Annotated in this window: 16 protein-coding genes; 9 read left to right on the forward strand and 7 right to left on the reverse strand. The window is 71.7% G+C overall.

Annotated elements, in window-relative coordinates:
• Window positions 1-44 precede the first annotated feature (44 nt).
• The 3 genes from L3Q67_RS20895 to L3Q67_RS20905 are packed head-to-tail and all read left to right on the forward strand — an operon-like array spanning window position 45 to window position 3,956.
• Window positions 45-797, forward strand: a complete 753-nt coding sequence (locus L3Q67_RS20895; RefSeq protein WP_499191069.1) for a 3-hydroxybutyrate dehydrogenase — start codon at window positions 45-47, stop codon at window positions 795-797.
• Window positions 798-838: 41 nt separating this feature from the next.
• The gene (locus L3Q67_RS20900; protein ID WP_499191070.1) at window positions 839-2,185 is read left to right on the forward strand and encodes an MFS transporter; all 1,347 of its coding nucleotides are present in this window, start codon (window positions 839-841) and stop codon (window positions 2,183-2,185) included.
• Between the two features lie 4 nt (window positions 2,186-2,189).
• Entirely contained in the window at window positions 2,190-3,956 is a 1,767-nt protein-coding gene (locus L3Q67_RS20905) for a helix-turn-helix domain-containing protein (RefSeq protein ID WP_499191071.1), read from the forward strand.
• On the opposite strand, the gene L3Q67_RS20910 is transcribed toward L3Q67_RS20905, so the two are convergent.
• Window positions 3,940-4,596, reverse strand: a complete 657-nt coding sequence (locus tag L3Q67_RS20910) for a FadR/GntR family transcriptional regulator (protein ID WP_209669423.1) — start codon at window positions 4,594-4,596, stop codon at window positions 3,940-3,942. The two genes, L3Q67_RS20905 and L3Q67_RS20910, sit on opposite strands and share 17 nt — an antisense overlap.
• 74 nt (window positions 4,597-4,670) lie before the next feature.
• Between L3Q67_RS20910 and L3Q67_RS20915 the strand changes: the two genes are divergently transcribed.
• Complete coding sequence (locus L3Q67_RS20915) at window positions 4,671-5,912, forward strand: CynX/NimT family MFS transporter (protein ID WP_499191072.1); 1,242 nt, start codon at window positions 4,671-4,673, stop codon at window positions 5,910-5,912.
• A 3-nt stretch (window positions 5,913-5,915) separates the two neighbouring features.
• Here the strand turns inward: L3Q67_RS20915 and L3Q67_RS20920 are convergent, their stop codons facing one another.
• Both L3Q67_RS20920 and L3Q67_RS20925 read right to left on the reverse strand, forming a co-directional pair.
• Entirely contained in the window at window positions 5,916-7,310 is a 1,395-nt protein-coding gene (locus L3Q67_RS20920; protein WP_499191073.1) for a mycothione reductase, read from the reverse strand.
• 70 nt (window positions 7,311-7,380) lie between these two features.
• On the reverse strand, window positions 7,381-8,043 hold the full coding sequence (locus L3Q67_RS20925; RefSeq protein ID WP_499191600.1) for a M15 family metallopeptidase: 663 nt from the start codon (window positions 8,041-8,043) through the stop codon (window positions 7,381-7,383).
• Window positions 8,044-8,354: 311 nt separating this feature from the next.
• On the opposite strand from L3Q67_RS20925, the gene L3Q67_RS20930 reads away from it, so the two are divergent.
• Together L3Q67_RS20930 and L3Q67_RS20935 are read left to right on the forward strand one after the other, a co-directional pair.
• A complete protein-coding gene (locus L3Q67_RS20930; protein ID WP_499191074.1) occupies window positions 8,355-9,134 on the forward strand; it encodes a S1 family peptidase in 780 nt (259 codons plus the stop codon).
• A 58-nt stretch (window positions 9,135-9,192) separates the two neighbouring features.
• The gene (locus tag L3Q67_RS20935; RefSeq protein ID WP_499191075.1) at window positions 9,193-9,615 is read left to right on the forward strand and encodes a GNAT family N-acetyltransferase; all 423 of its coding nucleotides are present in this window, start codon (window positions 9,193-9,195) and stop codon (window positions 9,613-9,615) included.
• Here L3Q67_RS20935 and L3Q67_RS20940 read toward each other — a convergent pair.
• Window positions 9,612-10,772, reverse strand: a complete 1,161-nt coding sequence (locus tag L3Q67_RS20940; RefSeq protein ID WP_499191076.1) for an 8-amino-7-oxononanoate synthase — start codon at window positions 10,770-10,772, stop codon at window positions 9,612-9,614. The two genes, L3Q67_RS20935 and L3Q67_RS20940, sit on opposite strands and share 4 nt — an antisense overlap.
• A gap of 66 nt (window positions 10,773-10,838) precedes the next feature.
• Between L3Q67_RS20940 and L3Q67_RS20945 the strand changes: the two genes are divergently transcribed.
• Window positions 10,839-11,534 (forward strand): PIG-L deacetylase family protein, encoded by a 696-nt coding sequence (locus L3Q67_RS20945; RefSeq protein WP_499191601.1) that lies wholly within the window; start codon window positions 10,839-10,841, stop codon window positions 11,532-11,534.
• 356 nt (window positions 11,535-11,890) lie between these two features.
• Here the strand turns inward: L3Q67_RS20945 and L3Q67_RS20950 are convergent, their stop codons facing one another.
• Window positions 11,891-13,372: a DEAD/DEAH box helicase gene (locus tag L3Q67_RS20950; RefSeq protein ID WP_499191077.1), complete on the reverse strand. Its 1,482-nt coding sequence runs from the start codon at window positions 13,370-13,372 to the stop codon at window positions 11,891-11,893.
• A gap of 322 nt (window positions 13,373-13,694) precedes the next feature.
• Window positions 13,695-14,648 (reverse strand): serine protein kinase RIO, encoded by a 954-nt coding sequence (locus L3Q67_RS20955; RefSeq protein WP_499191078.1) that lies wholly within the window; start codon window positions 14,646-14,648, stop codon window positions 13,695-13,697.
• Between the two features lie 249 nt (window positions 14,649-14,897).
• Here L3Q67_RS20955 and L3Q67_RS20960 point away from each other — a divergent pair, with 249 nt between their 5' ends.
• Complete coding sequence (locus L3Q67_RS20960) at window positions 14,898-16,424, forward strand: phytoene desaturase family protein (protein WP_499191079.1); 1,527 nt, start codon at window positions 14,898-14,900, stop codon at window positions 16,422-16,424.
• Between the two features lie 40 nt (window positions 16,425-16,464).
• Window positions 16,465-17,577, forward strand: coding sequence for an NAD(P)/FAD-dependent oxidoreductase (locus tag L3Q67_RS20965; RefSeq protein WP_499191080.1), 1,113 nt, complete (start codon window positions 16,465-16,467; stop codon window positions 17,575-17,577).
• Here the strand turns inward: L3Q67_RS20965 and yaaA are convergent.
• Window positions 17,564-18,307, reverse strand: coding sequence for a YaaA family protein (gene yaaA / locus L3Q67_RS20970; protein WP_499191081.1), 744 nt, complete (start codon window positions 18,305-18,307; stop codon window positions 17,564-17,566). The two genes, L3Q67_RS20965 and yaaA, sit on opposite strands and share 14 nt — an antisense overlap.
• Window positions 18,308-18,318 lie beyond the last annotated feature (11 nt).

Consider the following 18,318-nt stretch of genomic DNA (forward strand, 5'->3'; position numbering starts at 1 on the left):
GGGCACATGGTTCGCGTGAAGCGCGGCTCGTAGCGTTCCCTGGCATGAACGAGCCCTCGCTCCGCGGCCGGACCGCGCTGGTCACCGGTGGCGCGGCCGGGATCGGCCGGGCGTGCGTGGTCGCGCTCACCGCGGCCGGTGCCAAGGTGCACTTCGCCGACCTCCACGCCGGGCAGGCGGCCGAGGTCGCCGCCGAGACCGGGGCCATCGCGCACGTCGCCGACCTCACCGCGCCCGGTGCCGTCGAGGCGCTGCCCGACGACGTGGACATCCTGGTCAACAACGCCGGCGTGCAGCACGTGGCACCCATCCACGAGTTCCCGCCGGAGCGGTTCGCCGCGATGCACGAGCTGATGGTGCAGGTCCCGTTCCGGCTCATGCGGCACTGCCTGCCCGCGATGTACCGCCGCGGCTGGGGGCGGCTGGTCGCCGTGTCCAGCGTGCACGGTCTCCGGGCCAGCCCCGGCAAGTCCGCCTACGTGGCGGCCAAGCACGCGCTCGAAGGGCTGAGCAAGGTCGCCGCGCTGGAGGGGGCCGAGCACGGGGTCACCAGCAACTGCGTCAACCCGGGTTATGTGCGCACGGCACTGGTCGAAGGCCAGGTCCGCGCGCAGGCCGAGCGGCACGGCATCGGCGAGGACGAGGTGCTCGACGAGGTCTTCCTCCGCCGGACCGCGATCAAGCGGCTGATCGAACCCGAGGAGGTCGCCGCGGTCGTGACCTGGCTGTGCGGTGACGCCGCCGAGTACCTCACCGGTGCCTCCGTCCCGCTCGACGGCGGCTGGACCGCCGGCTGAGCTCTTGAAACCCCCCGTCACACAACGAAGTGGTGATGTACATGGCTGAAACCGCGTCCCCGCCGCGCCGGAAGATCGTCAAGATCGTCGGCGCCAGCCTCGTCGGGACGACCGTCGAGTGGTACGACTTCTTCCTCTTCGCCTCGGCCGCGACCCTGGTGTTCAACAAGCTCTTCTTCCCCGGCTCCGACCCGCTCACCGGCACCCTGCTGGCACTGGGCAGCTACGCGATCGGCTTCCTCGCGCGACCGCTCGGCGGGCTGGTGTTCGGCCACTACGGCGACAAGATCGGCCGCAAGAAGCTGCTGGTGCTCAGCCTGCTGCTGATGGGTGGCGCCACCTTCGCGATGGGCCTGCTGCCCACCTACGCCACCATCGGCGTGGCCGCGCCGATCCTGCTCACGTTGCTCCGGCTGGTGCAGGGCTTCGCGCTCGGCGGTGAGTGGGGCGGCGCGGTGCTGATCGTCTCCGAACACGGCGACCCGGAGCGGCGCGGCTTCTGGGCGTCCTGGCCGCAGGCGGGCGCACCGGGCGGGAACCTGCTCGCCACCGGTGTGCTGGCGATCCTCGCCTCCGTGCAGACCGACGCCGCGTTCGAGTCGTGGGGCTGGCGCATCCCGTTCCTGCTCTCCGGGCTGCTGGTGGCGATCGGGCTGTGGATCCGGCTCTCGGTCGAGGAATCGCCGGTGTTCATCGAGGCCGCGAAGAAGGCGGGCGGCACGGTCGAGAAGGCGCCGATCATCACGGTCCTGCGCTACAGCTGGCGCGAGGTGCTCATCGCGATGGGCGCGCGCTTCGCGGAGAACGTCTCCTACTACATCCTGACCGCGTTCATCCTGGTCTACATCACCGTCGGGCTGGAGATGCCGAAGAGCGTCGGGCTGAACGCGGTGCTCATCGGCTCGGCGGTGCACTTCGTGACGATCCCGGTGTGGGGCGCGCTGTCCGACCGGCTCGGCCGACGCGCGGTGTACCTGTTCGGCGCGAGCGCCATGCTGGTCTGGTCGTTCGTCTTCTTCGCCATGCTGGACACCAAGTCCTTCGGCCTGATGGTGCTGGCGACCACGATCGGCCTGGTGCTGCACGGCGCGATGTACGGCCCGCAGGCGGCGTTCTTCTCGGAGCTGTTCGATACCAGGGTGCGGTACTCGGGTGCCTCGATCGGCTACCAGCTGTCGTCGATACTGGCCGGCGGGCTGGCCCCGCTGATCGCCACCGCCATGCTGCGCGACCTCGGCGGCAGCCTCCCGGTGTCCATCTACGTCGCCGCGACCTGCGTGCTCACCATCGTGGCGGTCTACCTCGCCAAGGAGACGAAGGGCAGCTCGCTGGCCGAGCCGGAGCGGCCCGCGTCGGTTCCCGAGGACCGCACGCCGGTGACACCATGACCGGATGAGCGTGGAGCTGCTGGGCCTGATCGCCGCCGGGGCGAGCGCGCAGGAACTGGCGGCGGCGGGCGCGGATCCGCGGGCCACCGAGGCGGCCCTGCGGATCCACGCCACGCTCGCCGGGCACACCCGGCGCGAGGCCGAACTGGCGGCGTTGTTCGACACCGCCAGCGACCTCGCCCGCCTGCGTGACACCGACGCGGTGCTGCAGTCGATCGTGCACCGGGCGCGGATGCTGCTGCGGGTGGACGTGTCGTACCTCAGCATGAACCGCCCCGGCGCCGGCGGCACGTACATGCGGGTCACCGACGGGTGCACCTCGGCGTTGTTCAAGGCGTTGCGCCTCGGCATGGGGGAGGGCCTCGGCGGGCTGGTCGCGCAGACCGCCCGCCCGTACGCCACCGCCGACTACCCGACCGATCCGCGGTTCCGCCACACCGGCCCGATCGACGAGGCCGTGCGCGACGAAGGGCTCATCGCGATCATCGGCGTGCCGCTGGCGCTCGGGGACGAGGTGATCGGCGTGCTCTACGCCTCCGACCGCCGCCCCCGGCAGTTCTCCCCTGCCGAGGTGGCGCTCCTTTCGTCGCTGGCCGACCACGCCGCCATCGCGATCGACAACGCGCGCCTGATCGAAACCATCCAGGAACACCACGCGACGATCGCGCGGGCACAGGAGGCACACGACCGGCTGACCGCGCTGGTGCTCGGCGGCAGCGGGGTGCGCGAGGTCGCCGAGGCCGTCGCCGGGGTGCTGGGCGGCGCCATCACCGTGCACGACGCGACCGGCACCGAACTCGGCCGCTCCGGCGTTCCGGCGCGGTACCCGTCCGCCGAGGTCGTGGCCGCGTCGCAGACCAGCGGGCGGGCGGTGGCCGAGGACGGCGTGTGGACCTGTGCCGCGCTCGCCGGGCCCGAACTGCTCGGCAGCATCACGCTCACCGGCCGCGCGGACCTGGTCGACGCCGACCGCAGGCTGTTCGAGCGGGCGAGCGTGGTGACCGCGCTTTTGCTGCTGCTTCGCCGATCCACCGCGGAAGCCGAGGACCGCGTACGCGGCGAACTGGTCGCCGACCTGCTCACCGCTCCGGACCGCGACCCCGGGGCGCTGATCGACCGGGCCCGCCGCGTCGGCGTCGACCTCGGTGCCGGGCACGTGGTGCTGGTGCTGCAGTCCGACGCGTGTTCACGCGGCAGGCTGGCCGCCGCGGTCGCCGGGCACGCGGCACTGGCCGGGCTGCACGCGGAACAGGTGGTCGCGCTGGTGCCGCCGAAGGAGGCCGCCGCCGATCCGGGCAAGCTGGCTTCGATGCTGGCCGGACCGGCCGGTGGCCCGGTGACGGTCGCCGCCGCGGGACCGGCCGCCGGTCCCGCCGGACTCGCCGCCGCGCACGCCGAAGCCGCGCGCTGCCTGCGGGCGATGCTCGCGCTCGGCCGTGAAGGTGATGGCGCGACGGCAGGCGAACTCGGTTTCGTCGGCGTGCTGCTCGGCGATCGGGCGGACACCGCCGGATTCGTGCGTTCGGTGCTCGGCCCGGTACTCGACTACGACGCGCGCCGCGGCACGGAACTGGTCAAGACGCTGGACCGCTACTTCGCCGCGGGCGGGAACCTGGTGCGGGCCAAGGACTCACTGCACGTGCACGTGAACACGGTGGCGCAGCGGCTGGAACGGATCTCCGCGCTGCTCGGACCGGACTGGTCGTCACCGGCGGGCGCGCTGGAACTCCAGCTCGCCCTGCGGCTGCACCGGCTTACTCGATCTCCTTGAGCAGTTCGTCGAGGAAACCGCCCGCTTCGGTGACCGCGCGCTGGGGGTCGCGGGCGGCGATCGCTTCGAGCAATCCGGTGTGCTGGACGTTGTCCGCGTGCTTGGTCGCCTCGACCGAGGCCGTGACCACCTCGCTCAGCCCGCGGTAGAGCTCGGTCAGCAGCGTGTTCCGTCCACATTGGACAACGGCGAGGTGGAAGCTCGCGTCCGCTTGGACGAATTCGTCGTACTCCTTGGCCGACTGGTGCGCGTCGCGGATGCGGAGCAGTTCGGTGAGCCGTTCCAGTTCGGCTTCGGTGCGCTCGGTGGCGGCCAGCCGGGCGCCTTCGACTTCGAGCGTCCGGCGCACCTGGAGCACTTCGCGGAGTTCGGATCCGCACAGGCGGCGAACCGCACCGGAGACCTCGCTGGTCGCGCGGACGTAGGTGCCGTCACCCTGGCGCACCTCGAGCAAACCGCTGTGGGACAAGGCCCGGACGGCCTCACGCACCGTGTTGCGGCCGACACCGAGTGCGGTCACCAGTTCGCTTTCCGGCGGGATGCGTTCGCCCACCGGCCATTCGCCCGCGGTCACGGCTTCGCGCAACTGCCCGATCACCTGGTCGACGAGCCCGGTCCGGCGGGTGGTGGCCAACGGCACTGTGACATTCCTTTCGCGTGCTCCAGGTATTTTCGGGGTTCAACCAATCATCCTACGTCTGTCATACTAACTCCGTGTCCGTCGAACCCGAGGTTGCGATCGAGCAACGTGCCCTGGCCGGCACGATCGAACCCGTCCGCCGGTCACGGAACCTCGCCGTCGCCGGTGGCACGCTCATCGCACTGGCCGTGGTGCTCGCCGCGCTGAACCTGCGACCCGCTATCACCAGTGTGGGGCCGCTGCTCGACGAGGCAAGGGTTTCCCTCGGTGCTTCCGGCACCTGGGCCGGATTGCTCACCACTTTGCCAGGGTTGTGCTTCGCCGTCGCGGGACTCGCCGCACCGCGGTTGGCGCGCAAGGTCGGGATGGGCAGCGCGGTCGCGCTCGCCCTCGGTGTGCTGGGCGTCGGCCTGATCGTGCGGGTGCTCGACGGCCCGCTGGTGGTGCTCGGCGGCACGCTGGTGTCCAGTGCGGGCATCGCGCTGGCGAACGTGCTCGTGCCGGTGGTGGTCAAGGACTCGTTCCCCGCCAGGGTCGGCCTGATGACCGGCATCTACACCGCTTCGCTGAACCTCGGCGGTGCTTCGGGTTCCGCGCTCTCGCCCGAGCTCGACGCGTTGCTCGGCGGCTGGCGCCCGGCGCTGGCGGCGTGGGCGGTGCTCGCCTTCCTGGCGCTGGTGGTCTGGAAGATCGCCATTCGCGGTGGTTCCCGGCACACCGAGCACACCGAAACCGTCGGCGAACCGCGACGGTCGCTGCTGCGCAGCCCGCTGGCCTGGATCGTCACCCTCTTCTTCGGCCTGCAGTCATTCCTGGCCTACATCGTCATGGGCTGGTTCCCGCAGGTGCTGATGGACGCCGGGCTGAGCCGCGGTGACGCGGGCATGGCCGTCGGGCTGATGTCGTTGCTGGCGGTGCCGATCAGCCTCACCGTGCCCGCATTGGCGGCGCGGCAGCGCAACCAGACCTGGTGGATCGTCGGCCTCAGCCTGTTCTCCATGGCGGGGCTCGGCGGCCTGATCCTGGCCCCGACGGCGGCACCGCTGCTGTGGGCGATCCTCACCGGGATCGGCATGAGCGTGTTCTCGATGGCGGTCATGGTGATCGCACTGCGCGCGCGGGCCGGGGACGAGACCGCGCGGCTGTCCGGCATGGTGCAGGGGCTCGGGTACCTGCTCGCCGCGATCGGTCCCTTCCTCTTCGGCCTGCTGCACGACGTCACCGCCGGGTGGACCGTGCCGCTGGCCGTGGCCTTCGGCGTGGTGGTCGCGCAGACGATCTTCGGCGGCCTGGCGGGCCGCGACAAGCTCGTCTGACCCTCAGTCGTCCAGCGGCAGGTTGAGCAGGGCGTTCTCGATCAGCTCCGGCATCGCCGGGTGGATCCAGTACTGGCCACGGGCCATCTGCCGCGCGTCCAGGCCGAAGCTCATCGCCTGGATCACCGGCTGGATGAGGGTGCCCGCCTGCGGCCCGATGATGTGCGCGCCGAGCAACTGCCCGGTGGCCGGGTCGGCGAGCAGCTTCGCGAAACCGGTGGTGTCCTCCATCGCCCAGCCGTAGGCGATGCCCGCGTAGTCCTGCGTGTAGGTCACGTAGTTCACGCCCTGCGCCTTGGCTTCGCCTTCGGTGAGGCCCACGGCCGCGATCTGGGGCGCGGTGAACACCGCGTGCGGGACGAACCGGTGGTCCGCGGCGACGGGGTCGTCGGGGTGGAGCAGGTTGTGCTGCACCACGCGCTGTTCGTGGTTGGCCACGTGCTTCAGCTCGTGCGCCGAGGAGATGTCGCCGAGCGCGTAGATGCCTTCGACGGCGGTGCGCTGGTACTCGTCCACCTCCACGTGTCCACTGTCCCTTGTGGACACCCCGGTGGCGGCGACGTCGAGCAGGTCCGAGTTCGGCCTGCGGCCGGTGGCCACCAGCAGCAGGTCCGCGTCGAGCGTCTCGGTGCCCTCGGGTCCTTCGAGGTCCAGTGAAACCCCGGTCGAGGTGCGACGGACCTTGGTGGTGCGCCGGTTGAGCCGGACGTCGTACTTCTCGGCGGCCAGTTCGGTGAACCGCTCGCTGACCGCTTCGTCCTCCGCCCGCAGCAGCGCGCCGGACCGGGCGATCACCGTGACCGCGACGCCGAACGAGGAGAACACGTGCGCGAACTCGGCGGCGATGAACCCGCTGCCGAGGATGACCAGCCGCTCGGGCAGTTCGTCGATCCGCATCACCGTGTCCGAGGTGTGGTAACCGCTGTCGGCCAGCCCGGGGATGTCCGGGACCACCGGGCGGCCGCCCGCGGCGAGCACGAACCGGTCCGCGGTCAGCGTTTCGGTGCGGCCGTCCGGGAAGTTCACCTGGAGCTCCTTCATCCCGGTGAACCGGCCTTCGCCCTCGTAGACGGTGACGTTGGCGTTGTCCTCGTGCTCCACGCGGTACTGCCTGCCCCCGGCGGCGATCGGGTCGATCCGGCCGAAGATCCGGTCGCGGATCTCGCGCCAGCGCACCTCGTTCAGCTTCATGTCCACGCCCAGCTTCGCGCCGGCGGGCACGGCCGCGGCGAGATCGGCCGGGTAGACGAACATCTTGGTCGGGATGCAGCCCACGTTCAGGCAGGTGCCGCCGAAGGTGCCCTTCTCCACGATCGCCGTCTTCCAGCCGGCGAACCGCGGGTCGAGCACGGAGTTGCCGGAGCCGGTGCCGATGATCACCAGGTCGTAGTGGGGCACTGCAGCCATCCTGTCGGTCGGGGGTCGTCTTCTGGTCGGTCAACCGCGCCCGGGGCCCGGTTTGTTCCCGTCAGCCGCCGGTGGCGGAGAAGTGCATCAGGTCCTTCGGCGAGGTCCAGGTGCCACCCCAGGTCCAGCCGATGGCGCGGAACGCCCGGACCGCCACCCCGCCGGGCAGGATCATGCCCGGCCGCTCGCGTGCGCGGTCGGTGTAGGCCGAGGCCAGTTCGGGCAGCACCAGGTCCGCTTTGAGGTAGGGGTTGCAGAACGGGTTCACGTCGACGGCCAGTCCGGAGGCGTGCGCAGACCAGGTGGTCTGCCCGCGCACCGGGCGGCAGACGAACGCGCTGGTGTTGTTGCCGTCCCCGGTCGGGGCCGCGTCCAGCTCGTCGGCTCTGGTCACCCGCATCTCCTCGATCGGGAACTTCGCCGCGAACAACGCGCCGAATGCTTCGGTGACCGGCTGCGCGACGGAGGCGTTGACCAGCATCTCGCCGGTGTGCACGCGGCCGTCGAAGCCCCAGAAGGACATCGTCAGGTACCGCAGTTGCGCGGCGCCGACCGGGCATTCGGGCTGCCAGGTGCTCCGCGCGAGCACTTCGCCCGGCACGGGCTCGACGGCTGACGCGTACTCGCCATCGGGCGGCGGGGGCAGCAGGTCCGCGGTCGGGAGGTGGCGGTCGGCCAGTTCAGCAGGGGTCGGCAGCACCTGCCCGTAGCCGTCGGCACGCAGCGGCAGCGGGTGGGCGCCGACTCGCCAGCTCGGCTGGGCCGGGGGCGGCTCACTCGATCGAGGAACCGGCGCCTGCGGGGTGGTTGTGGTCGCCACGGGCGGCGAAGGTGCTGGTGGAGGCTCTGCGCCGCAGGCGGAGAGCGCGAGCAGCAGCACTCCGAGAACCGCGGCGGGGGCCTTTAGTCGCACGGTTCCACTGTGACAGAGCCGCAGCGTGACCGGCAGTCCACCCGGTTCAGGGACACCGCTGACGCCCTAGGCCATTTAGGCTAGCCGGACCGCTTCCGACCCCTGTGAGAGGACTCTCCCCGATGCCGAACAAGTCCCGCCGCCGCGGGGTGCTGACGGCGGCCGCGGCCATGCTGGCCGCAGCGGTGACGCTCATCCCGTCGGCCGCGGCGACCAACACCCAGCCGTACATCGTGGGCGGGACCGAGGCCTCCATCGCCGACCACCCGTACGCGGTCTACCTCACCGATCGCGACAACCAGCAGTTCTGCGGCGGTGTGCTGGTCTCGCCGAGGGGCGTGCTCACCGCGGCGCACTGCGCACAGGCGGTGAAGCGCGCGCAGATGCGCGTGGTCGCCGGGCGGCAGGACCAGCGCACCAGCGCCGGCGTGGTCAGCGGGGTGGAGAACGTGTGGATCTCCCCGCAGTTCCAGGACCCGACCAACGGCAGCGACATCGCCCTGCTGACCCTGGAAAAGGAAATGCCCTACACCGCCGCGAAGATGCCTGCCGCGCAGGACACCGCGCTGTACAGCGAAGGCACCAAGGCCCGCGTGCTCGGGTGGGGTCGCACGGCCGAGGACGGGCCCCGCTCGGACACGCTGCGCGGCGCGGTCGTGCCGGTCATCTCCGACGAGGGCTGCCTGCAGACGTTCAGCAACTTCGACAAGACGACCATGCTCTGCGCCGGGTACCCCAACGGCGGTGTCGACGCCTGCCAGGGCGACTCCGGCGGCCCGCTGCTGGTCGGCGACACGGTGATCGGCATCGTCTCCTGGGGCGAAGGCTGCGCCCGGCCGAACCGCCCCGGTGTGTACACGCGGGTGGCCGCGTTCACCTCGGAGGTCCGCTCGCAGGACTGAACCCTCCGCTCCCGGCCCCGACCACGGCGTGTGCTAGGCATACGCCGTGGTTGAAAGCATGGTTCGGGCGGCTACCGGGGACCAGGTGTCCGCCGGCGATCTCTATTCCTTCCTCAAACTGCGCGTCGACGTCTTCGTCGTCGAGCAGGAGTGTCCCTACCCCGAACTGGACGGCAGAGACCTGCTGCCGGGCACCCGGCACCTCTGGCTCGACGGCGAATCCGGGGTCGACGCCTACCTGCGTGTGCTCGAGGAGCCCAGCGGTGGCTTCCGCATCGGCCGGGTCGTCACAGCGGGGGCCGCGCGGGGCGGAGGCCTGGCGGGGCAACTGATGTCCGCCGCACTGGAGTCCATTTCGGACGCTCCGGCGGTGCTGGACGCGCAGACCTACGCCAAGGGTTTCTACGCGAAGTTCGGCTTCGAGCCGACCGGGGAGGAGTTCCTCGAGGACGGCATCCCGCACGTGACCATGCGCCGCTAGCGGGGCGCGCAGTCCACGATCACCTTCACCGCGGCGTCCACATCGGACTCCGTCAGGTCGGCGCGCGCGGTCAGGCGCAGCCGTGAGATGCCGTCCGGCACCGACGGCGGCCGGAAGCAGCCCACGCGAACACCTTGCTCCGCGCAGCTTTCCGCCCAGGCGACGGCTTTCTCCGGCGACGGCGCGTGCACCGACACCACCGCGGCGTCCGGGGTGCTCACGGTGAACCCGGCTTCGGCGAGCCGCTCGGACAGGCGGTTCGCCACCGCGAGCACCTTGCCGGGCAGGTCGGGTTCGGCACGCAGCACGTTCAGCGCGGACAGCGCGGCGGCGGCACTGCCGGGCGCGAGCGCGGTGTCGAAGATGAAGCTGCGCGCGGTGTCGACCAGGTGCTTGATCACGCGACGCGGGCCGAGCACCGCACCGCCCTGCGCGCCGAGCGACTTCGAGAGCGTGAGGGTGGTGACCACGTCCGGAGCCCCGGCCAAGCCCGCCTGGTGCACCGCGCCGCGGCCGCCTTCGCCGAGCACGCCGAAGCCGTGCGCGTCGTCGACCAGCAGGGCCGCGCCGTGCTGGCGGCAGGCTTCGGTGAGTTCACCGAGCTTCGCCAGGTCGCCGTCGACGGAGAACACGGAATCGGTGACCACCAGCGCGCGCGGCTTGCGCCGGGTGGCGAGCGCGTGCGTGATCGCGGCGGTGTCGTTGTGCGCGACGGCGGCGACGTCCGCGCGCGACAGGCGGCAGCCCTCGATCAGCGAAGCGTGGATGTACTTGTCGGTGACGATCGCGGAGTCCGAACCGGACAACGCGGTGACCGCGCCGAGGTTCGCGGTGAAACCGGAGGAAAACACCAGCGCCGACTGCGTCCCGCAGAACCGGGCGAGTTCGTGTTCCAGTTCGGCGTGCAGTTCGGTCGAGCCGGTGACCAGGCGCGAACCGGTGGACCCGGCGCCCCAGCGCAGTGCGGCGGCGGCGGTGGCCCCCGCGACGCGCTTGTCGCGGGCCAGCCCGAGGTAGTCGTTGCCGGCGAGATCGACCTCGCCGGTGTTCGCCGGCCGGGGCCGCAACCGGCGGACCAGCCCGGCGGCGGCGCGCTTCTCCGCCTCGGTGTCGAGCCAGTCGAAAACGTGGTCGGGGGCTGGACCGGGTGCGTTCACGCCTGGCAGTCTCGCACGCGACCGGAACGAGGAGGACGCACGGTGACCACGGACCAGCTGGAGCCCATGCCGGAGGACTGGGAGCGCGCGCTGGCGGTGGTCGCGCACCCGGACGACCTGGAGTACGGCGGGTGCGGCGCGGTGGCGAAGTGGACCGACGCGGGCAAGTCGGTGACCTACCTGCTGGTGACCCGGGGCGAGGCGGGCATCGACAGCCTGCCGCCCGAGGAAGCGGGCCCGCTGCGCACCGCCGAGCAGATCGCCAGCGCGGCCGTGGTCGGCGTGCACGACGTGGAGTTCCTGGACCACCCCGACGGCGTGCTCGAGTACGGCTTGCCGCTGCGGCGGGACATCGCGGCCGCGATCCGCAGGCACCGGCCGGAACTGGTGCTGATGACCAACCACCGCGAGACCTGGCCGGGCGGTTACCTGAACATGGCGGACCACCGGGTGGTCGGCGAGGCCACCCTGGACGCCGTACGCGACGCGGCGAACCGCTGGGTCTTCCGCGATCTCGACCTGGAGCCGTGGCAGGGCGTGCGGTGGGTGGCGGGCGCGTCGTCCCCGCGGTCGACGCACGCCGTGGACATCACCTCGACGCTGGACCGGGCGGTCGCCTCGCTGAAGGAGCACAAGGCCTACCTGGCCGCCCTCGGCGGTGACATGAGCGAGCCGGAGACCTTCCTGCGAGCCGCCGCGGAAGAAACCGGCAAGCGCTTCGGGGGCTGCCTGGCTACCGACTTCGAACTCTTCCCGATGTAGCCCTGAAGCTCCGCCCCGGTTTTCGATTGTGACTACGGCGAAGACCTCGATGTCAAGGCGGGAAAGATGCCCTGACATCGAGGTCTTCGCCGTGTTTTGGCTGTGGACCGGGGCGGGGTGGGGGGCTGGGCGGGTGCTCACGTAAGTGCCCCGGCCGCACTGGTCATCGCCCGGGTCCCCGATGTAGCTGCCCACTCCGTGGCAGACCTCCGTACCAATGCTATGAGTGGGGCATTACTTGCATCCAACGCTAGTAATGCCCCACTCATAGCATTGAGCCGGGCGGCGCCGGGCCGGTGGAAAGCAGGAAGCCCCGCCGGTCACGAGGACGGGCGGGGCTTCCTGGTGGCACAGGATCAGTCGTTCGACCAGCCGCGGCGGGCCGGGCCGCGGCCCGGGCGCTGCGGGCGGCCCGTACCGGTGCCGGTGCCGGTACGCGGCTGGCGGCCACGACCGCCGAAGCTCGGACGACCGCCACGGTTTTCACCGTAGGCACGCGGGCCGCCCCGGCGCGGGGTGTCCCGGCGGTGCTCGCGCTCGATGACCGGCTCACCACTGGGCTGGCGGGCCCCGGTGATCCGGGCCAGCTCGGTGTCACCGGGCCGCACAGTGGCGTTCTCGGCGCGCACGCCGGCGCGGTCGGTCAGGCGCTTCATGGTGCGGCGCTGGTCGTGCGTGATCAGCGTGACCACGGTGCCCGACGCCCCGGCCCGCGCGGTGCGACCGGCGCGGTGCAGGTAGTCCTTGTGGTCGGCGGGCGGGTCCACGTGCAGCACCAGGCTGATGTCGTCGACGTGGATGCCGCGCGCGGCGACGTCGGTGGCCACCAGCACCGGGGTGAGCCCGGCCTTGAAGTCGGCCAGCACCCGGTTGCGCTGCCCCTGGGTCTTGCCGCCGTGCAGGGCGGTGGCGTGCACCCCGGAGGCCCGCAGGCGCTCGGCGAGGCGGTCCACGTGGTGCTTGGTCCGCACGAACATGATCGTGCGGCCCTCACGGGCACCGATCTCGGTGATGACGGCCTGCTTGTCCGGGTAGGACACCTGGAGCACGTGGTGGTCCATGGTGGTGACGCTGGCGGTGACCGGCGCGACCGAGTGCTCGACCGGGTCGGTCAGGTAGCGGTCGACCAGCTTCTTGACGTCACCGTCGAGCGTGGCCGAGAACAGCAGCCGCTGCCCGCGCGCCGGGGTGAGGTCGAGGATCTCCCGCACCTGCGGCAGGAAGCCCATGTCGGCCATCTGGTCGGCCTCGTCGAGCGCGACGAAGTTGACGTCGCCGAGCACGCAGGTGCCCTGCCGGACGTGGTCCGACAGCCGGCCAGGGGTGGCGATCAGCAGGTCGACGCCACGCTGCAGCGCGTCCGCCTGCCGGTTGAAGGCCATGCCGCCGACCGCGGTGCGGCACCACAGGCCGAGCGACTTGGCCAGCGGGGTCAGCGAGTCGGCCACCTGCATGGCCAGCTCACGGGTCGGCACCAGCACCAGCGCACGCGGCCGCTTGGCGCGGGCCTTGCCGCCCTCGAGGCGGGCCAGCAGAGCCAGGCCGAAGGCCAGGGTCTTGCCGGAACCGGTCTGCGCGCGGCCGAGCACGTCGCGCCCGGCGAGCGCGTCGGGCAGGGTGGCCGACTGGATGGGGAACGGAGAGTTGATGCCGGCTTCCCGCAGCACGCGCAGCAGCGGCTCCGGGACGTTGAGCTCGGCGAAGGACTTCAGGGGTGCTGCGGGTGCTGCGGGTGCTGCGGTGACGGCGGCGGCGGGGCCACCGTCGGTGTTCCGAATCCGCGGCTTGCGGTTGCCGTGGCGCGCGGAGGTGTTGCCGGAATCGAGCGTGACTGTCACAAATGCCTCTCGGACGTGGCACGTCGCAAGGGAGGCCCGGTTGTCCGCACGCAGGCAGGACAAGGTGGTGTTGCTGTGGGCTTTCTCGAGGACATACCCGGCACGCGGTGTTCTGCACACCACGCGCCGCTTGATGGTTACCGCGGGCCGGACGTTTTGGCCTTGGAGGCGACGGACACCACTCATCCACGCCGCCGAATGCGGTCTTCTCACAGAATAGCGGAGAGTGTTTCCGACTGCCGCGCGGAGGCGGGGATTGTGGGCAACGCCCCATTGCGGTAACGCGGGAAGGTGAGCGGGCTCACCTTCCCGCGCCCCCCGATCAGGGCAGTCCTGCCGCCCGGCGTAGTTCGCCGACCAGCGCGTCCGCGTCGAGCACGTCCGCCGGGAGACCTCGCGCGGCGAACCAGTCCGCCACGTTGCGCACGTCCCTGGCGAGGAACTCCAGTCCACGCGGATTGGCCACGATGTCCACCACCTGTGGCAGGTCGATCAGCACCAGCCTGCCGTGGTGGACCATCAGGTTGTAGGCCGAGAGGTCGCCGTGCGCCAGGCCGTGCGTGGCCATCGTCTCCAGCGCGGAGACGAGCTGGTACCAGAGGTCGCGCAGTTCCGCTCCCTCCGCACGCACCTGCGCCAGCCGCGGCGCGGCCGTGCCGTCCTCGTCGCCGATGAACTCCAGCAGCAGTTCGGTGCCGCTGCGCTGGACCGGGTAGGGCACCGGCACGCCGGCGGTCCACAACCGGGACAGCGCGGCGAACTCGGCGGAGGCCCACTGCTCGGCGATCAGGTTGCGGCCGAAGGCGGTGCGGGTCTCGATCGCCCGCATCTCCCGCGACCGCCGCATCCGGCGGCCTTCCAGGTAACCGGCGTCACGGTGGAACATCCGGTGCTCGTTGCTGCGGTACCGCTTGGCGGCCAGCAGCGACTGCGGGCCGTCCGGCAGCCCGCGGCGCACCAGGTGGACGTCGGCTTCCTTGCCGGTCTTGAGCACCCCGAGCTCGGTGTCGACCGCGGCCAGCTGGGTGAGCACCCAGCTCGGGCGCGGCAGCGGCCCCTGCTCGCCGTCGGCCCAGGTGGACCAGCGGTCACCGCCACCGGGGATGGCGGTTTCGGTGTAGGCGTCGGCGCGCTGGTGGGCGAGCCGGACGCGTTCTTCTTCGGTGAGCCGCCCGCGGCGGCTCGGTTCGGGTTCGTCGTCGAAGCGGGCGCGGCGGCTCTTGCGGCGCGCGGGCTGACTTTCGAGGTGGTCGAAATCGAGGTCGTGCTTGCGCACTGGAGGGCTCCTGATCAGGGATTGCCCCGCCGGCGCTGAAGTGGACGCGCGCGCGTCAGCCGGCCAGGGCGGTGGATGGGGCGCAGGGCAAGCCCAGGACAGTCCTAGCCACAGGGCACCTCCTCCGCTCTCCACCGGCGTACCGGCTCGTCCATCGATCGCCACGATCTTGCCCATCTCCGGGGAGCTCCGCAACCGAATTAACTGGGGACAGTGAGGATCAGGCATTCGGGAAGAGGAGGGACGCCGGTGACGGGGTACGACGTGGTGATCGCCGGTGGCGGGCACAACGGGCTGGTCGCGGCCGCCTACCTGGCCAAGGCGGGCCGGTCGGTGCTGCTGCTGGAGCGGCGGGCCGAACTCGGTGGCGCGGCGGTCTCGTTCCGCGCGTTCGAGGGCGTGGACGTGCGGTTGTCGCGGTATTCGTACCTGGTCAGCCTGTTGCCGCGGCGCATCGTCACCGAACTCGGGCTGCCGGTGGACCTGCGCCGCCGCCGGATGTCGTCCTACACGCCCGTCGGCGCGGGCGGCCTGCTCGTGGACACCGGCGACACCACGCGGACCGCCGCCTCCTTCGCCGCGATCACCGGTGCTGACGCGGATTTCGAGGCCTGGCAGCGGTTCTACGAGATGACCGGCCGGGTCGCCGAGCGCACCTTCGACACGCTCACCGAACCACTGCCCACCAAGGACGAACTACGCGCGCGAGTAGCCGACGACCAGGCGTGGACCGCGTTGTTCGAACGGCCTCTCGCCGAGACGCTGGAAGCCACGTTCACCGACGACACCGTGCGCGGCGTGGTCCTGACCGACGCGCTGATCGGCACGTTCGCCGCCGCCGAGGATCCCCTGCTGCGCCAGAACCGCTGCCTGCTCTACCACGTGATCGGCAACGGCACCGGCGACTGGGACGTGCCGGTCGGCGGCATGGGCGCGGTCACCGGCGCGCTCGCGGACACCGCCCGCGCGGCCGGGGCCGAACTCCTGACCGGCGCCGAGGTGCTCGGCATCCAGCCGGACGGCGAGGTCCGCTACCGCCACGGCGACGCCGAGCACGTGGTGCACGGCGGTCACGTGCTGGCCAATCTCGCCGCGCCCACGCTGGCGCGGCTGCTCGGCGAACAGCCGCCGCGCGAGGCGCCGGAAGGGGCCCAGCTCAAGGTCAACATGGTGCTCACCAGGCTGCCGCGCCTGCGTGACGCCGGGGTCGCCGCGCACGAGGCGTTCGGCGGCACGTTCCACGTCAACGAGGACTACCGGCAGCTCGCGACCGCCCACGCGGAAGCCGCGTCCGGCGAGATCCCCGCATTGCCGCCGTGCGAGATCTACTGCCATTCGCTGACCGATCCGTCGATCCTCGGCCCGGCCGAACGCGCGGCGGGCGCGCAGACGCTCACCCTGTTCGGCCTGCACATGCCCGCCCGGCTGTTCCGTGAAGACAACGACGCGGCCAGGGAAGCGGCGTTGACCGCCACGCTCGCCTCGCTGAACAGCGTGCTCGCCGAGCCGATCGAGGACTGCCTCTGGCGGGACGCGGACGGGCGGCCGTGCGTCGAAGCGAAGACCCCGCTCGATCTGGAGGCCGAACTCGGCCTGCCGGGCGGGCACATCTTCCACCGCGACCTGTCCTGGCCGTACGCCACCGAGGGCACCGGCCGCTGGGGCGTGGAGACCGCGCACGAGCGGATCCTGCTGTGCGGGGCGGGCGCGGTCCGCGGTGGCGGGGTGAGCGGGATCCCCGGGCGCAACGCGGCGATGGCGGTGCTCGGCCGGTAAGGGTTGTCCCGCGCTGATCCTCTACCCCAGGGTGGTGCCCATGCGCGTCCTCGTGATCGGCTCCGGCATCGCCGGGGCGTCGACGGCCTATCAGCTCGCCCGCCGCGGTGCCGAAGTGGTGCTGGCCGGGCACGACCGCGACGGTGTGGCGACGTCGGCGGGCGCCGGCATCGTCTCGCCGTGGACATCGCGCCGCAGCGACGAGGAGTACCACCTGGCGGCGCGTGCGGCGGCGTTCTACCCGAACCTGGTCGAGCAGCTCGCCGAGGACGGCCGTGAGGACTCCTCGTTCGAGATCGTCGGCGCGATGGTGGTTTCCGCGGACGAGGCCGAACTGGACGCCGCGGAGAAGCGCGTCACCGAGCGGGCGACCACGGCACCGGGGCTGGGCGAGGTCCAGCGGCTCGATCCGGTCGACGCCAGGGCGTACTTCCCGGCGCTGGCACCGGAACTCGGCGCGGTGCACATCTCCGGCGGCGGCCGGGTCGACGGCAGGCACCTGCGCGCGGCGCTGCTCGGCGCGGTGGAAACGCGAGGTGTGCGGTCGATTTCGGGGGCCGCGGAACTGGTGGTCGACGGCGGCAAGGTGACCGGCGCGCGCATCGGCGACGAGGTGGTCTCCGCCGACGCCGTGGTAGTGGCTGCCGGGGCGTGGACCGACGAACTGCTCGCCCCGGTGCACCTGCGCCTCGGCATCGAGCCGCAGCGCGGGCAGATCAGCCACCTGGAGCTGCCCGGCACGCCGACCGACGCGTGGCCGGTGGTGCTGCCGATCTCGAGCCACTACCTGCTGGCGTTCCCGGGATCGCGGGTGGTGGTCGGCGCGACCAGGGAGACCGACTCCGGCTTCGACTACCGCGTCACGGCGGCTGGGCAGCGTGAGGTGCTCGACAACGCGCTGGCCGTCGCGCCGGGACTCGCCGACGCGACGCTGCTGGAGACGCGGATCGGCTTCCGGCCCGCGTCACCCGACGGGTTGCCGGTGCTCGGCAGCCCCGAAGGACATCCCGAGCTGGTGATCGTGACGGGCTTCGGCCCGGCCGGGCTGACGCTGGCGCCGTACTCGGGGCACGTGATCGCCGCGCAGCTGCTCGGCGCGCCGGTCGACAGCGACCTCGCGGCCTACCACCCGGACCGGTTCACTCGCCGGTGAGCATCTCCAGCTCGTGCTCGCCGGTGCGTTCCACGCTCAACCCGGCCTTGGCGGCCACCTTCACCAGCCCGTCCACAGTGGACGGCGCACGCCCGGCCCTGGCCAGCACGGCGGCGAGCTTTCCCTTGTAGGCCTTGTTGAAGTGGCTGACCGTCTTGCGCTGCCCGCGGCCGTCCTCGGTGACCACGCGCACGGTGACCGCGCCGGGGATGCGGGCGAGTGCCGCGTAACCGCCCGAGCGGAGGTCGACCACCAGGCCCTCGACCCCGGCGAACACCGGCTCGAGCGCGGGACGCCACAACGGCCGGAGCCCACCCAGCGCGGGCAGCGTGCTCCCGGCGGAGAGGCGGTAGGCGGGGATGCGGTCGGTCGCGCGGGCGATGCCGAACAACGCGGACGCGACGGCCAGGCGTTCGTTCGCCCTGGTCAGCTCGGCTTTCTTGAAGCTGGTGATGTCCAGGGCGTCGTAGAGCACGCCGGTGTAGCGGCGCAGCGCGGGCAGGGTGGGGGAGGTCCACAGCTCGGCGTTGCGCTGGACCTCGTCGGCCTGGCGCTCGGAGATGCCGAGCGCGGCGAGGCTGGCCGGGACGTCGCGCGCGAGGTCGGTCAGCGCGTCGGCGATCTTGGCGCGCACCGGGTTCAGCTCGGGGGAGGACAGCGAGTCCAGGTCCAGGGGTGGGCCGTCCCCGCCGGTCGCCTTGGTTTCGGAGGGAGGGAGCAGCACCAGCACGTCAGCAGGGT

The sequence above is a fragment of the Saccharothrix sp. AJ9571 genome (genome assembly GCF_021725495.1).
GTDB lineage: Bacteria > Actinomycetota > Actinomycetes > Mycobacteriales > Pseudonocardiaceae > Amycolatopsis > Amycolatopsis magusensis.